The sequence below is a fragment of the Aurantimicrobium minutum genome (assembly GCF_029894165.1).
In the GTDB taxonomy this organism is placed as follows: domain Bacteria; phylum Actinomycetota; class Actinomycetes; order Actinomycetales; family Microbacteriaceae; genus Aurantimicrobium; species Aurantimicrobium minutum_A.
Window position 1 is genome coordinate 609,343 of record NZ_JARXXU010000001.1, and the last position, 14,031, is coordinate 623,373.

The 14,031-nt window shown below is 57.1% G+C and carries 14 protein-coding genes and 1 tRNA gene; 7 read left to right on the forward strand and 8 right to left on the reverse strand.

Annotated elements, in window-relative coordinates:
* The first annotated feature begins 30 nt into the window (after positions 1-30).
* Positions 31-1,311: a serine hydroxymethyltransferase gene (gene glyA, locus M2119_RS03235; RefSeq protein WP_280803525.1), complete on the forward strand. Its 1,281-nt coding sequence runs from the start codon at positions 31-33 to the stop codon at positions 1,309-1,311.
* Positions 1,305-2,186 carry a bifunctional methylenetetrahydrofolate dehydrogenase/methenyltetrahydrofolate cyclohydrolase gene (locus M2119_RS03240; RefSeq protein WP_280803526.1) on the forward strand — a complete coding sequence of 294 codons (882 nt, stop codon included), beginning with the start codon at positions 1,305-1,307 and terminating at the stop codon, positions 2,184-2,186. Before glyA ends, M2119_RS03240 begins: the two co-directional genes overlap by 7 nt.
* 18 nt (positions 2,187-2,204) lie before the next feature.
* Here the strand turns inward: M2119_RS03240 and M2119_RS03245 are convergent, their stop codons facing one another.
* The 4 genes from M2119_RS03245 to M2119_RS03260 all read right to left on the reverse strand — a co-directional run bounded on the left by M2119_RS03245 (position 2,205) and on the right by M2119_RS03260 (position 4,889).
* Positions 2,205-2,447 (reverse strand): toxin, encoded by a 243-nt coding sequence (locus M2119_RS03245; RefSeq protein ID WP_280803527.1) that lies wholly within the window; start codon positions 2,445-2,447, stop codon positions 2,205-2,207.
* Positions 2,444-2,707, reverse strand: a complete 264-nt coding sequence (locus M2119_RS03250) for a ribbon-helix-helix domain-containing protein (protein ID WP_280803528.1) — start codon at positions 2,705-2,707, stop codon at positions 2,444-2,446. Before M2119_RS03250 ends, M2119_RS03245 begins: the two co-directional genes overlap by 4 nt.
* Positions 2,708-2,784: 77 nt before the next feature.
* Complete coding sequence (locus tag M2119_RS03255) at positions 2,785-3,324, reverse strand: gamma carbonic anhydrase family protein (protein WP_280803529.1); 540 nt, start codon at positions 3,322-3,324, stop codon at positions 2,785-2,787.
* A 17-nt stretch (positions 3,325-3,341) separates the two neighbouring features.
* The gene (locus M2119_RS03260; protein WP_280803530.1) at positions 3,342-4,889 is read right to left on the reverse strand and encodes a glycosyltransferase; all 1,548 of its coding nucleotides are present in this window, start codon (positions 4,887-4,889) and stop codon (positions 3,342-3,344) included.
* A 61-nt stretch (positions 4,890-4,950) separates the two neighbouring features.
* Between M2119_RS03260 and M2119_RS03265 the strand changes: the two genes are divergently transcribed.
* The 5 genes from M2119_RS03265 to M2119_RS03285 all read left to right on the forward strand — a co-directional run bounded on the left by M2119_RS03265 (position 4,951) and on the right by M2119_RS03285 (position 9,835).
* On the forward strand, positions 4,951-6,150 hold the full coding sequence (locus M2119_RS03265; protein WP_280803531.1) for a CapA family protein: 1,200 nt from the start codon (positions 4,951-4,953) through the stop codon (positions 6,148-6,150).
* 67 nt (positions 6,151-6,217) lie between these two features.
* Positions 6,218-7,264: an LLM class flavin-dependent oxidoreductase gene (locus M2119_RS03270; protein ID WP_280803532.1), complete on the forward strand. Its 1,047-nt coding sequence runs from the start codon at positions 6,218-6,220 to the stop codon at positions 7,262-7,264.
* A gap of 77 nt (positions 7,265-7,341) precedes the next feature.
* Positions 7,342-8,046: a hypothetical protein gene (locus tag M2119_RS03275; protein ID WP_280803533.1), complete on the forward strand. Its 705-nt coding sequence runs from the start codon at positions 7,342-7,344 to the stop codon at positions 8,044-8,046.
* Between the two features lie 108 nt (positions 8,047-8,154).
* A complete protein-coding gene (locus M2119_RS03280) occupies positions 8,155-9,138 on the forward strand; it encodes a pirin family protein (protein ID WP_280803534.1) in 984 nt (327 codons plus the stop codon).
* Positions 9,139-9,193: 55 nt separating this feature from the next.
* Positions 9,194-9,835 (forward strand): DUF998 domain-containing protein, encoded by a 642-nt coding sequence (locus M2119_RS03285; RefSeq protein ID WP_280803535.1) that lies wholly within the window; start codon positions 9,194-9,196, stop codon positions 9,833-9,835.
* Positions 9,836-9,877: 42 nt separating this feature from the next.
* On the opposite strand, the gene M2119_RS03290 is transcribed toward M2119_RS03285, so the two are convergent.
* The 4 genes from M2119_RS03290 to M2119_RS03305 all read right to left on the reverse strand — a co-directional run bounded on the left by M2119_RS03290 (position 9,878) and on the right by M2119_RS03305 (position 13,920).
* Positions 9,878-9,951 (reverse strand) — tRNA-Lys (locus M2119_RS03290).
* Between the two features lie 48 nt (positions 9,952-9,999).
* Positions 10,000-11,610, reverse strand: coding sequence for a sialidase family protein (locus M2119_RS03295; RefSeq protein ID WP_280803536.1), 1,611 nt, complete (start codon positions 11,608-11,610; stop codon positions 10,000-10,002).
* The gene (locus M2119_RS03300; RefSeq protein WP_280803537.1) at positions 11,607-13,292 is read right to left on the reverse strand and encodes a hypothetical protein; all 1,686 of its coding nucleotides are present in this window, start codon (positions 13,290-13,292) and stop codon (positions 11,607-11,609) included. Before M2119_RS03300 ends, M2119_RS03295 begins: the two co-directional genes overlap by 4 nt.
* Positions 13,276-13,920, reverse strand: a complete 645-nt coding sequence (locus M2119_RS03305; protein ID WP_280803538.1) for a response regulator transcription factor — start codon at positions 13,918-13,920, stop codon at positions 13,276-13,278. The genes M2119_RS03300 and M2119_RS03305 overlap by 17 nt, the downstream gene beginning before the upstream one ends.
* Between the last annotated feature and the right edge of the window lie 111 nt (positions 13,921-14,031).

Genomic DNA, 14,031 nt, shown 5'->3' on the forward strand with positions numbered 1-14,031 from the left:
TTTGTCCCGGTCTATCCCTAGGAGCCCACTGTGTCTTCATATAACACCTTCAACGCCCCCCTCTCCGAGGTAGACCCCGAGATTGCTGCCGTGCTGCAGGATGAACTCGGCCGTCAGCGCGACTTCCTCGAGATGATTGCGTCCGAGAACTTCGTTCCTCGTGCTGTGCTCGAATCACAGGGTTCAGTCCTCACCAACAAGTACGCGGAGGGCTACCCCGGCAAGCGCTACTACGGTGGCTGCGAATTCGTCGACGTGGCTGAAAGCCTCGCCATCGAGCGTGCCAAGAAGCTCTTCGGTGCCGCCTACGCCAACGTGCAGCCTCACTCGGGCGCCACCGCAAACGCTGCCGTGCTGCACGCTATTGCTCAGCCCGGTGACACCATCCTCGGCCTCGAGTTGGCTCACGGTGGTCACCTCACCCACGGTATGAAGCTGAACTTCTCCGGCAAGGTCTACAACCCCGTGTCCTACGGCGTGGACCCCGAAACTTTCTTGGTCGACATGGACGTGGTGCGCCAGCTCGCTCACGAGCACAAGCCCGCCGTCATCATTGCGGGCTGGTCGGCCTACCCTCGCCACCTCGACTTCGCTGAATTCCGCAAGATTGCGGATGAAGTAGGCGCCAAGCTCTGGGTCGACATGGCTCACTTCGCCGGTCTCGTTGCAGCAGGACTGCACCCCAACCCCGTGCCTTTCGCTGACGTAGTCTCCACCACCGTGCACAAGACCCTTGCTGGTCCCCGTTCTGGTTTGATCCTCAGCCGCGACGAAGAACTTGCCAAGAAGCTCAACACCGCGGTGTTCCCCGGACAGCAGGGTGGTCCCCTCATGCACGTCATCGCAGCGAAGGCCACCGCCTTCAAGCTCGCGATGACTCCTGAGTTCAAGAACCGCCAGGAGCGCACCCTGCGCGGCGCACAGATCATTGCTGACCGTCTGACACAGGCCGACATGAAGGCTGCGGGCGTGGACGTACTCACCGGCGGAACCCAAGTTCACCTGGTGCTCGTTGACCTGCGTAACTCTCCTCTGGATGGTCAGCAGGCAGAAGACGTGCTGCACGAGTCCGGCATCACCGTAAACCGTAACTCTGTTCCCTTCGACCCACGTCCACCGATGGTCACCTCAGGACTGCGTATTGGTACTCCTGCACTGGCCACTCGCGGCTTCGATGACGCTGAGTTCACCGAGGTGGCGGATGTCATCGCCGAGGCTCTCAAGCCGGGTGCAGATGTCTCTGCACTCAAGGCTCGCGTCAAGGTTTTGACCGAGAAGTTCCCCCTGTACCCAGGCCTCGAGCAGTGGTAGCAGTCACTCTGGACGGCATCGCAACTGCGACTGCCGTCAAGGGTGAACTCGCTGGCCGTATTGCAGCGCTCAAGGCCCAGGGGATCACCCCTGGCCTGGGTACGCTGCTGGTGGGCGATGACCCTGGATCGCGTTCCTATGTCGCGGGTAAACACCGCGACTGTGCAGAAGTAGGCATCAACTCGATCCGAGTTGATCTGCCTGCCACAGCAACACAGGCTGATGTTGAAGATGCGATAAAGAAGCTGAACGCAGACCCTGCTGTCACCGGCTATATCGTGCAACTCCCTCTTCCCCAGGGCTTGGATGAGCATGCAGCACTCGAGCTCATTGACCCTGCCAAAGATGCCGATGGTCTCCACCCCATGAATCTGGGGCGTCTGGTGATGGGCATTGAAGGCGAACTGGCGTCGCCCCTACCCTGCACACCTGCCGGCATCGTGGAGCTTCTCCAGCGCTATGACGTTCCCCTCTCGGGCAAGCACGTCACGGTGGTGGGCCGCGGTCTGACCGTAGGGCGCCCACTGGGACTTCTACTCACCCGCAAGGGCATCGATGCGACAGTAACGCTGACGCACTCCCGCACCGTCAACATCGAGGAAGAGATTCGTCGTGCTGATGTGGTGGTGGCTGCGGTGGGCGTTCCCCACTTCGTGAAGCCTGAGTGGGTCAAGCCCGGTGCTGCTGTTCTGGACGTGGGGATTACCCGCGTGGAGAACGCAGAAACCGGCAAGGCGAAGCTCACCGGAGACGTGGACCCCGCAGTTGCCGAGGTTGCCGGCTACTTTTCGCCCAACCCGGGTGGTGTCGGACCCATGACCCGCGCGATGCTGTTGGCCAATGTGGTTAAGGCCGCGGAGCGTGCTCCGCACTAATCAGTGCTCTGGATTGACTTACTGATCAAGTAAATCCAGAAGATGGGGACGTGCCTTCATCGCGTGGATGATGAGTTCGTTACCGCTATCAAACACGAGAACAACTGTTTCAAGCATTCGCCCCTGGGTATCAAAACCTAATCGCAGTTGACGCGATGGAGATTTGGCGTCGAGATAATCAACCCACAACGGCCACGAAGCCACCTGGATGATGTCTTCTGCGGTGATTCCGTGTTTGAGTGCGGAAGGGTGAATATTCATGCAGAGTATTGCAAAAGCGCACTTCGGATAAAGTCTGATCGACTGGAGTGGTTTCGCTGCGCCTGCTCATCGACTCGGGCAAGTTCCTCGGCTGTCAAACGGACTGCAATGGTTTGAGATGCGGCCGCACCTCTTCCTGGCCGTCCGCGTCCCCGCTTCTTGAGGGCGGGGACATCAATGCCTGCTTCAGCCTCGGCGACCCATGCTGAGATGTCCTCTTCGGTGACAGGAACCCCATTGATCGATTCGTTTTTCAACATACGAATATTGTAATACGATATTCGATTTCCGTCCAGAGCATTCTGACTTTCACGCTACGCCGGAAAATCATCAAGCCTTATCGTGGAGCTTCAGCCTTATAGATGCCTAGACGCATCCGGTAGTTCGCTGCGTTCTGGCGGACCTTCTCCTGCTCGTCGGGAGTGAGTTCCCTGCGCACCTTGGCAGGAACACCAGCGACCAGTGAGCCGGGAGGAACAATCATTCCTTCCAGCACCAGAGCGCCGGCAGCAACGAGAGAACCCTTACCGATTACGGCGCCGTTCATCACGGTGGCATGCATACCGATGAGGCAGTCATCTTCCACGGTGCAGCCGTGGATCACGGCGTTGTGGCCAACGGAGACGTTCTTGCCCAAGGTGAGGGGATAGCCAGTGTCGACGTGGCCACTGACGTTGTCCTGGATGTTGGAGCCCTCACCGATCACGATCGGTTCGTAGTCGCCACGCAGGACGGCATTGTACCAAATACCCACGTTGGCCTGCAGCGTCACGTCGCCGGCGATGCGGGCACCGGCGGCGATGTAGCACGACTCATCAATAACGGGTGTGCCGAAGGTGGGTACTGAAATGATCTGGGCTGAATCCTGAGACGTCATGTTCTCAGCCTAGAACCCTAACGCCGGGGAGCGGGAGGGGCTTTGCTCCCAATTTCTGGAGCAGTTCGCGCAAACTTCCGTGCCGAGTTCGATGCCTGCCACTTCCGCAGTGCGCGCCACCACGCCGCGTGCTTGTGCTTCCATGCGGAGGAGAGTTCTTTTTCCCACAGTTTCAGCACGGCAGCATCGTTGAAGGACTGCACCGAGGCCATCGCTGCTCGGCGCATGACCGTGACCTTTTCGGCAGGCATGGCCTGCAGCTCAGCGATGGCGGCCGCCATACTGGCGGTGTCGCCATCGGGGATGAGGAAACCATTAACGCGGTCACGAATGATGCCGCTGGGACCATAGGGAATATCAAAGGCAATCGGAATACACCCTGCAGCCATTCCCTCCAGCAGCACCAGGGGAGTGCCCTCGGTCTCGGAGGTAATCAGAATGAAGCTCGCGGTTTTCGTCTGCTCGAGAGCCGTGGTGCTGTAACCGTGCAGAGTGACAATGTCTTGTGCGGAGCTGGCCTGAATTTGTTGCTCAACCCGGAGTCTGGTTTCGCCCTCGCCATAGACATCGAGGTGAAGATCTGACGTACCAGGGTGTGCGGCCGCGACAGCTTCGAGAGCGAGATGCACGCGCTTGCGGGGAACAAAGGCGGCCACCACGATGCCGGTGTTCACGGGCCGCTCCACCTGAATGCTGGTGGGGTCGGGAAGCGGAACTGAGTTGGGAATAACAACCAGGTTGGGGCTGGCCCCCACGATGCTCGTCACGTCAGCCCTTTGTCGCTTCGTCAGGGTAGCGACGAGGTCAAAGGCAGCAATGCTCTCGATGCCGCGCTGCCGTGCTGCATACAGCACGGGGCGACCCTCTGGCGTGGTGCGCTCGATGTGTGCACCTTGGATGACGTGGACCGTGAGGGCATTTCTGCGGCGATAGCCCACGAACATTCCCACCGCGGTTTTACTATCCACGATGTAGGTGGTGGGAATAGTGCCGTACATGCGATCGAGTAGCCAGTGATAGAAATCGTTCGGGAACTTCCATAGCTTCACCGGTGCTCCGGTGCTGTCACAGAGCACGATGCGGCGACCGCCCGTGACGCCGCGCTCGCGGAAATCCCGGCGGTCGCTGAGCATCAGCGTTCCGTCTTCACGGAAGTGATCCACCTGCAACACGGTGAGGTTGTCGGCGGCATAGCGGGTACGACTGAGTACCTGTCCTGCGCGTTCGGTGGTCTCGAAGTTCTCGGTATCCTCGAGGGGGCTGAACGCTGCATTCACTGCCGTGGAGGCGCCAGTTGTGCGGGCAGGAATGCTTTCGGTGCGCAGCCAATCCCAGACATTTCGCAGGGAAACATCGCCGATGAGGCGACCATTGGCCCGCAGTTCTTTCTCGACCTCGGCATAACCGGCGTAGTTATCGAAGGTCAATACGGTCACGTGTCCAGCACCGGCCTGGCTCATGATGCCGGCGCGGTGGAGCAGGGTGATGGTGAGGCCACCGGATTCTGTGCGAATATCCCAGGCAACGCTGACATAGTTCGAGGGGGGAAGCTGGGTTGAACTCACCAGCTCATGCTACTTGTTCAGCATGAACTTTCTTCTCAGGCTGCTCTGCCAGAATGGAGCTATGAAACGGGGAATTATTGCAGGCGTGCTGGCCGCCGTCCTGATCGGAACGATGGCGGGCTGTGCTCCAGAAGCGGCGCCCGTGGTGAAAGCAGCACCTACCCCGACAGCGACCCCCACTCCCACGCCCACCCGCAATCCAGGGGTGGGGCCGGAATGCCCCACTGATGAGTGCTTCTCCATTACCGCCACCGGAGACATGCTCTTCCACGCAGGCCTCTGGAAGCCCGCAGTGATTCCCACCGACGCCCAGGGGCGCAACTATGACTTCATGCCTCTGCTCCAAGGACAGAGCGCATATCTGAACAAGGCAGACCTCGCGATCTGTCACCAGGAAACTCCGTTAGCTCAGGTGGGTGAAGCTCCCCAGGGCTACCCCATTTTTAACACCCCATGGGAACTCGCGGTGACCACCAAGGCCTTGGGCTATGACGCCTGCACGACCGCCAGTAACCACACCGTCGACATGGGGTATGCCGGAGTAGTCCGGACGTTGGATGTGCTTGACCAGAACGGCCTCCAGCACACTGGTTCTTACCGTAGCCCCGAAGAAGCTGCGGGAGTTCTCATCATGGAGACCCCAGCCGGCAAGGTGGCCTTCATCGAACACACCTTCTCCGTCAATGGCAATTACAACGAATTTGAGTGGCAAGTGAACTACCCCCTCGATGCGGATGTGATGATCGCTCGCGCCGCACAGGCACGTGCTGCCGGCGCCGATGTGGTCATCGGCGTGCAGCACGCCGGGACCGAATACTCCAGCGAGGCAGACATTCAACAAATCAACAATGCTCACGCCTTGATTGATAGTGGTCAATTCGACATGGTTTACGGCCACCACCCGCACTCAATCCAGCCCATGGAGTTCTATAACGGCAAGTGGATTGTCTACTCATTGGGGAACGGCATTAGCGAGTCGTCGGGTGACTACCCCGTCAACAACGAATTCCTCATCATGCGTGCACAGTTCAGCAAGGCCCAAGATGGCACCTGGAGTGTGAGCGACATGGCCTGGGCTGCCGCGACCAATAAGCAAGAAGGCGTCTATCGCTGGTGCTCGGTTGCATCCGATGCACCTCAGGGCATCTGCCAGTCCCCAGAGTTTGATGCGGGAGTGCGCGAGCGCACCCGTGCAACCGTGAACGCCATGGGTGCCGAGGCAGCAGGTGCTCACGAATGGCTCGTCACGCAAGACAAGTAATACCCACTTTCGGGAATAGAACAGTCTCTCCGCGACTTGTCCCCTGTAGGGGACACAAGGGACGGTCATGGAATTAGGGCTTTATAGCTTTGGCGATAGCAGTATCGATCCCGCGACCGGTCGCTATGTTCCCGAGCACACCATTTACAAAAATCTGCTCGAGCGCATTCGTCTCGCAGATGAAGTGGGTCTGACCTCCTTTGGCGTGGGGGAACACCACCGCGTGGATTACCCGTTGTCTGCTCCGGTAACCGTGCTCGCCGCCGCTGCGTCCGTGACGTCACAGATCCGATTGGGATCTGCCGTCACGGTGCTCCCCACCGATGACCCTGTTCGTGTCTTTGAGCAGTTCTCTAGTTTGGATTTGCTCTCGGATGGGCGTGCGGAAGTCACCCTCGGCACGGGTGCATTTTTCGAGTCCTATGACCTCTATGGCCACGACCGCACGGGTGTCCAGTCGGAGTTCACCGAGAAACTGCACCTGCTCAGGCAGCTCAACCAGGGCGGTCAGATTTCCTGGCAAGGAAAGCACCGCCCGCCCATCGACGTTCCGGGAGTGTGGCCACGGCCGATGGACGGAGCACTGGATATGTGGGTCGCTACGGGGGCAATACCTGAATCCTCCACCCGTGCTGCCGAGCTGGGCTTCAGTGCGATCTATTCCTTCCTGGGTAATCCACCCGCTGCGAATGCTCACCTGGTTGATCACTACCGTGCAGAAGCCGTGGCCGCTGGCCACGACCTTTCTCGGTTGAAGGTCGCCGTGGCTGGCCGGGGTCTCGTTTCCCGTGACTCTGTGCATGCCGCAGAGACCATGTATCGGCACTGGCTTCCCTCCGTTGTCAAAGCTTCAGAAGAACGCGGGCGTCCCATGCCGGACCGTGACCTGTACGAAGAGCAGTCCACGGGCATCGGCCCCATCATCGTGGGAACGCCCCACGAGGTGGCCGATCGCATCGAGGCCATTCACGACTCCCTTCACCACGATCGCCACATCCTGCACATGGACATCGGTAACGTTCCCCACATCGATGTCATGCGGTCGATTGAACTGCTCGGCACTGAGGTTCTGCCTCAGCTGGCGCATCTCGGCAATGTGACGGCTCGCGTCTAGCCGAAGGCTTCTCAGGAAACACTCGGGTTACGCTTAAAACCTAACTTTTCCTCAATCGAAATGAGTGTGTTTCCCAGATGGCTCAGTCATCATTTCTTTCCTCTTTGAAAAAAGCTTTTGGCGTTGGCGCTAAGAAGACCGGCGCGACCGCCGCTGTTGTCGTGGACAAGGTAGAGAACATCTCTACTGATGTTGCTTCAGCAACCAAGACTGCTGCAACCACCACCAAGAAGGTCACCGCAACCGTGACCAAGGATGCATCCAAGACCGCAACCTCCGTGAAGAAGGATCTCGCTCACGCAGCCGAGACCATCAAGAAGGATGCAGCAAAGACCACCGCAACGGTGAAGAAGACTGTTGCTGCAACCAAGAAGCCTGTTGCGAAGAAGCCTGTTGCGAAGAAGCCGGCAGCAAAGCCGGCAGCAAAGCCGGCAGCAAAGCCAGCGGCGAAGCCTGCTGCAAAGCCTGCAGTTGCCAAGGCTCCTGCCAAGTCGGCAGCTAAGCCTGCAGTCAAAGCAGCGCCCAAGGCTGCTGCAAAGCCCGCAGCAACTAAGGCACCTGCTGCAAAGGCACCTGCGAAGCCTGCTGCTAAAGCCCCTGCGAAGCCTGTAGCCAAGAAGCCTGTACCTAAGGCAGCTGCAAAGCCAGCAGTAACCAAAGCTCCTGCGAAGCCAGCAGCAGCGAAGGCAGCTCCCAAGGCAGCAGCGAAGCCTGCGGCTAAAGCACCAGCAAAGAAGCCAGCAGCTGCAAAGCCTGCTGTGAAAGCTCCTGCAAGTAAGTAGAACGTTAGTTACAGAGAAACGGCACCCTTCGGGGTGCCGTTTCTTGTTGTCTGGGGAATACAGCCGGCTCGTTCCGAGTTATCGTGAGATGAACCTAAGGAGCAGCACATGCCCGCAGTAACCGCCGATACCTTCACGCTTCCCCACCTCTCGCCCGCAGTAGGTCGAGCACGTGCAGTGAAGTCAGTGACACGTGGACCACAGGCGTTCGAAGGTGACGGGTTCCCCGTCACCCGCGCATTCGCAGGGATTCCTTATCAAGACCTTGACCCTTTCATTCACATGGATCAGATGGGTGAGGTCGAATACGCACCCTATGAACCTCGGGGAACGTCGTGGCACCCTCACCGAGGTTTCGAGACCTTCACCTACATGATTGATGGCACTTTCCAACACCAGGACAACCACGGTGGTGGCGGAATCATTGAAAATGGTGCCACTCAATACATGACTGCTGGTTCTGGCGTTCTGCACATCGAAACTCCACCCGACGAACTGGTCATGGCTGGCGGTTTCTTCCACGGTATTCAGCTCTGGATCAACCTGCCGTCGACCAAGAAGATGTCTGCACCCAACTACCAGAACCTTGCCGGTGGCGACGTGGAACTGATTTCCAGTCAGGACGGCGGAGCACTCATTCGTGTAATTGCTGGTGAAATTGATGGACATGTGGGACCGGGGAAGTCGCAGACCCCGATGACCATTGCCCACATCACCCTGGCCCCGGGAGCTTCAGTGTCGATTCCCTGGAACCCTGAGTTCAACGCACTGGCCTATGCACTTGCCGGACAGGGCACCGTGGGTGAAGGCGAGCTGGGAGGAACTTCCGCACCGATCAGTGCCGGCATGCTCGCCGTGTTTGTGGACGGAGACCGTCTCGTTCTCACGGCAGACAGCATCCAAGATGCACGTAATGGCGCTTTTGATGTCCTGTTACTGGGAGGCCAGCCCATCAAAGAAACCGTGGTTGCCTACGGGCCCTTCGTGATGAATACCAAGGCAGAAGTGATTCAAGCCATGGATGACTTCAACTACGGGCGCTTTGGGCAAATCCCCGAGGATGCCCTCCAGCCTTTCCATCACCGACACTAATTTCGCTGAGCAAGTAATTGGATAGTCCCGTAAGCTCTCACGCGAAAGGGGCAACATGACTGGCGCTGATATTCACCCTCACCAGGTCACTCGATTTTTGCTTTTCTTAGCTGTATTGGGGCCCGTCCAGTCCGTAGTGGGGTGGAGCTTGTCAGCCGCCCTCTGGCCTGGATATGACCCCATAGCCCAAACCATCAGTGAATTGGCATCACCTGAATCCCCGGTGAGGTATCTCCAATCAAGCTTTTTTATCCTTGGCGCACTCATCGACATCGTTGTCGCTCTGAGATTTACGGTGATAGCTTTACCTGCTCGAGTGTTGATATTTCTGGGCGGGCTAGCAACGATTGGTCTCACGATTTATCCCACCCCGCTGGTTGGAGTTTCTGAGCCTCACAGAGTTTTTGCCACAATTTCGTTTGTCATCTTTTCAGTGTGGCCCGTGTTTGGCATGCGGTTTAGTCGTGAATGGCCCCCCATCGTTCGACCGCTTGCTTCTATTGTCTCGACGCTCATTCTTGGAGCTATCGCAATCGGGTTTTTAGGCGTATGGACGAATCCCGACATCCACACTGCAGGCTTGTGGGAACGAGTAGTCACAACAAGTCAGGCCGTCTACCCAGCTCTCGTGATATTCCTGTCCTGGTGGTTTTTGAAACACCACAGCCGTAACCTGACCCGAGGCAACAAGGCTTGAAACACAGAATCCCTCACCAGGAGGTGAGGGATTCTTGATGTGTAGGCCCCAAGGGGATCGAACCCTTGACCCTCGGATTAAAAGTCCGATGCTCTAACCAACTGAGCTAGAGGCCCGCCGCACATAAAGTGCGCTTCTAGTTTAGAACAGAAGAGAGAGGGTTCTTATCGCCGAGAGCGAGATCTGGCGGTGACGGCCCAAAAGATGAGGCCGCTTCCAAAGAACGCAACACTCAGGAGGCCTGTAGTCCACAGAACAGACCCGGTTGCGGGCAGGGTTGGCGCGGGCGTTGAGGAGGGCGAACTGGATGCAACCCAGCCATAGGTTCTGACGTAACTAGTGGCAGGGTTGTTGTTTGAAAGTGTTTGCCACCCATACGCAAAACCTTGACCAGTGAGGGCGTGAATAGAAACCGCACCCACAGTGATCGGAGAGCTGAGCCAGCTAGAAAGTGACCCCACACCTTGTGGCCAGGTCACGCCATTGTCTGTGCTCTCCGCGAAGCCGGTGGAGATTGTCGAGTTCACGTTTTGCACCAGTACCATCGCGACCGTTCCGTCGGGGCTCACAGCCAATTGGGGGTTGGTGTAGAACTGGCCTGTCCCAACAGGAGACACATCAACAAGGGGTGTCCAGGATATGCCGGCGCCGGTCGACGTGGGAGTGGAAGAGGAGGAGGAAGAGGGAGAGGACGACGAGGAGGAAGAGGGGGACGGAGAGGGTGAAGCCGTCGGTGAGGAGTAGCTGCTTTGGATATAGGTATATCCGCCGGTGCCCATACTCCAGGCAGCTGAAATTCCGCCTTCGGGGGTCACTACCGCAGTAATCTCATTGGGGAAGGCGGCTGAGCTGATGCCGATGCCAACATCCCAAGTGAGTCCGGCGTCTGAACTTTTTTGAGCAGTGACGACAAAGTTTGGATTGGAGGCTGCATCAGGATCAGCCCACAAGACAACGAAGGCGCCAGTGGGCAAGGCCACCACTGCGGGAACCCTCGCTATGCCACCAATGGCGAAGCTGGTGAGAGTAGTCACGGTATTCCAGTTGGATGACCCCGCAACTTGGGTTTGTTTGGTTGAATCCGACGCAACCAGAATCCAGCTCACCACAACGGCGCCTTGTGAGTTGACCACGGGGGTCACGAACTGAGCATCTGAGCCTGTCGCAGAGAGGGTCTGACCCTGAGTCCAACTCTGTAGGGACGATGAACTGGTTCGAACGAGAGCTCGGTCGTGTGTGCCATCACTCTGCTGAAAACCCACAGCCACCTCAGAAACGCCAAAGGCTGCCAGGTGAGGTTTGGTGGCGGCATAGGCATTGCTGCCTGCGGTACTGATGGTCTGAGTTGTCGACCAACTCGCCCCGTTATCGCTGCTCGAGATCAGGCGGATTTGATTCACGGCAGATGGCCCGGAAGCTTCTGCCCAGGCAACGGCAAAATGACCGTTGTTGAGTCGCACGGCGGTTGCATCAGAACTGGCAATACCGCTGGCAGACAGCGCCACCGGGGAACTCCACGTTGCGCCACCGTCACTACTTCGTCGGGCCAGAACCGAATACACAGAATTCACTGTTTCGACGGTAATGGCGGTGAGAGATCCGTCACTTCCGCTCAGAAATTGAGGAGCTTGAGATGTTGTTGAGCCGGAAGCGTTCAGGACGGTCACGGGTGTCCAGCTGGCGGTTGCCGAAGCTGGCATCGCGAACGTCAGCACGAGCAGAGCGGCCCCCAACATTGTGGAGAATGTTCGAAGCACTGCATTTTTCACAGTCATGATGCGAAGTCTTTCACTCGTGGAATTTGACAGATGACGGTGGTTCCGGGATGTACAGGGGAACTTGTTCGAGACCAGTTCCCCCCTGACAGAGAGTTCAGTAACGCCGTTCCTAACCCGTCACGCCCAACACCGAGTCCGATTCCATCATCGTGCGCGCGCAAAGTAAGAATATCTGCTGTGCAGGTGAGGTCAATATGAAGCGAGGTGGCGTTACCGTGTCTTCTGGCATTAGCCGCGAACTCAGAGACAAGTTTGTCGACGAGAGAAAATTCAGCCGGTGACAGTGAAGCTGTGGGGGGATATGAAATCGTGATGTCCATCACCCCTCGCCACAGTTTTGCGATGTAGTGGGCCAGTTCGTCGAGCGTGGAGACAGAGCTTTCCGACGGGCTGGGACGACCCGCTGCGAGGTCATCGAGCATGCCAGAGATGTGTTGCTGGACCTCACGGAAACTACTGCGCGAGGAGGAAAGTGCCACTGCGCTGGAGAGGAGTTGGTTGTGAACGTAACCATGGAGGAGCTCTGCCGTTTCCCGGCGTTTGATGAGGCTCACAATCGACGCAGCGTCCTGAGTAGTGGAGATAGAACGGAGTTCTGCAATTTGTTTTTTAATATCTTCGTGAGTTCCTCGAGCGACGAAGACGGCGCCGAGTATCAGGAGCGACGTCACGAAGCAGAGATACAAAATGGACTCCACCACCCAGCCAGAGATTCCTGGAAGTGGGCCAAAAACTACTAACGTCATGACCTCTATACAGATCACAATGGCTGCCGGGGTGAGGAAGAAAACCAGGGGACCGCTTACTTTTCCTCGAAGAGGCAGTGCCCGCCCTGCCTGAAGTAACGCATAGGTGATGAGGCTCTGTACGGCACTTCGGGCAAGAGCATCCGTGAAGCCAACCAACGGGATTTGTAAGGAAAGCAAGGACACAAACAACGTCAGACTTGTCCACCCTGCCGGAAACTTATGTTGGGTCAGTGCGCTCACAATGATGTCTCGGAAGCCGAAAGAACTTATCTGCGAAGACTCTTTCTGCCACAGTTCATGGCTCATGGGGCGGACGTCTAATTCAGCGAGTTCTTTCAAGGTTGCCGTGAAATCGGATTCCGAAGAAGATGCTTTCTCCAGCTGCTCACGTGCGCGGGTCACGAAGTGGGCGAGATCCTGTTCCACATATTTCGAGGTGGCTGAGGTGAGCTCTTGAGTGACCATTTCATTGATCAGTTGATTGCGTTCGCGGTCATATTCAGCACGCAGAGATCCGATGATTCCAAAAGCAGGCAGCAACCAGGCTCCTGTGACCGCTGCAGGAAGTGTGCTTTGGAGGAGTTCGGCATAACTGAACTCTGTTTCAGTCAGCAGGTTGAGAACAAGATTTGTGGTCAGTCCTTTCCCGAGACCCACAACTATGCCCATCGCAACCACGCACCAGGCAGAAACTAATCCATCTTTCTGAAGTACGCGAAAGAGTGACGACCACAGCAGCCACAAAGCCAATACGACAACAATGGAGCAGAGATTCGCCACCAAGGCGGGGATAAACCTGCCCGCATCCAGGGCAATACCCAGTAACAATGTGGAGGTTAAGCTCCACACCACGAGACTGATAATCCACAGCGGGAGAAAGGTACTCCAGGTGGACCCAACGCGAATAAAAAAGCTAGTTTTCGCTGTCATCGAGGTTCAAGCCTTGAGATTCAAAATACAATCTGGCCAGTTGGACTCTCTGGTTGGACTGCTGAGTTTTGGGAAGATCCAGCGATTTGAGGAGTCGAGTAATGCTTGCTTCGATTGATTTTTCTGCCACGTGTCGTCGACGAGCTATTTCGGTATTGCTCAACCCCTGCGCAATCAATCGAAGTGTTTCCAGTTGCACATCACTCAACTGGCTCATAGTGCTGGCGAGCTCGGTTCTCACCCTGCGGTTTTTCCCTTCGAGTGATGCGTCCAGGGAAGCCACGATGTGATCAATGCTAGACACGTCTTTTTTCAAAAGGTACTGGCTTCCCTGAGGCAGAGGCCGGGTCTCGGCGATGAGTCGGGGATCCTCGAAAGAGGTGAGAAAAACGATGCCCACACGCGGGTCGATTTTTCGCAGCTCGTGGGCGACATCGATGCCGGTGGGTCCTTTGCCGAGGTGGAGATCGACCAGGGCAACATGTGGGAAATGAGTTCTGGCGAGGTCGATTGCTCCGGCGCTCGTTTTGGAGCTTGCCAGGACATTGATACCCGCGGAAGACAGAGCAGCAACCAGGCTCACACGCATGAGGTCGTCATCTTCGATGACAAGAGCAGAGGTGGGCATGTTCTAAGTATTGCCATTTTGGAGAAGAAAGCACTCTGCTCGGAAATGTATTAGGGATAACCCCTATATTTCCTCGACAAATAGAGACGCAAAGAGAAGCGGGGAAACAAT

Excerpts from the sequence above, each read along its gene's own strand:
- M2119_RS03305 (WP_280803538.1), bottom strand. The coding sequence starts at position 13,920 with ATGCCCACCTCTGCTCTTGTCATCGAAGATGACGACCTCATGCGTGTG.
- M2119_RS03300 (WP_280803537.1), bottom strand. The coding sequence starts at position 13,292 with ATGACAGCGAAAACTAGCTTTTTTATTCGCGTTGGGTCCACCTGGAGT.
- M2119_RS03275 (WP_280803533.1), top strand. The coding sequence starts at position 7,342 with ATGGCTCAGTCATCATTTCTTTCCTCTTTGAAAAAAGCTTTTGGCGTT.
- M2119_RS03245 (WP_280803527.1), bottom strand. The coding sequence starts at position 2,447 with ATGAATATTCACCCTTCCGCACTCAAACACGGAATCACCGCAGAAGAC.
- M2119_RS03250 (WP_280803528.1), bottom strand. The coding sequence starts at position 2,707 with ATGTTGAAAAACGAATCGATCAATGGGGTTCCTGTCACCGAAGAGGAC.
- M2119_RS03270 (WP_280803532.1), top strand. The coding sequence starts at position 6,218 with ATGGAATTAGGGCTTTATAGCTTTGGCGATAGCAGTATCGATCCCGCG.
- M2119_RS03295 (WP_280803536.1), bottom strand. The coding sequence starts at position 11,610 with ATGACTGTGAAAAATGCAGTGCTTCGAACATTCTCCACAATGTTGGGG.
- M2119_RS03285 (WP_280803535.1), top strand. The coding sequence starts at position 9,194 with ATGACTGGCGCTGATATTCACCCTCACCAGGTCACTCGATTTTTGCTT.
- M2119_RS03280 (WP_280803534.1), top strand. The coding sequence starts at position 8,155 with ATGCCCGCAGTAACCGCCGATACCTTCACGCTTCCCCACCTCTCGCCC.
- M2119_RS03255 (WP_280803529.1), bottom strand. The coding sequence starts at position 3,324 with ATGACGTCTCAGGATTCAGCCCAGATCATTTCAGTACCCACCTTCGGC.
- M2119_RS03265 (WP_280803531.1), top strand. The coding sequence starts at position 4,951 with ATGAAACGGGGAATTATTGCAGGCGTGCTGGCCGCCGTCCTGATCGGA.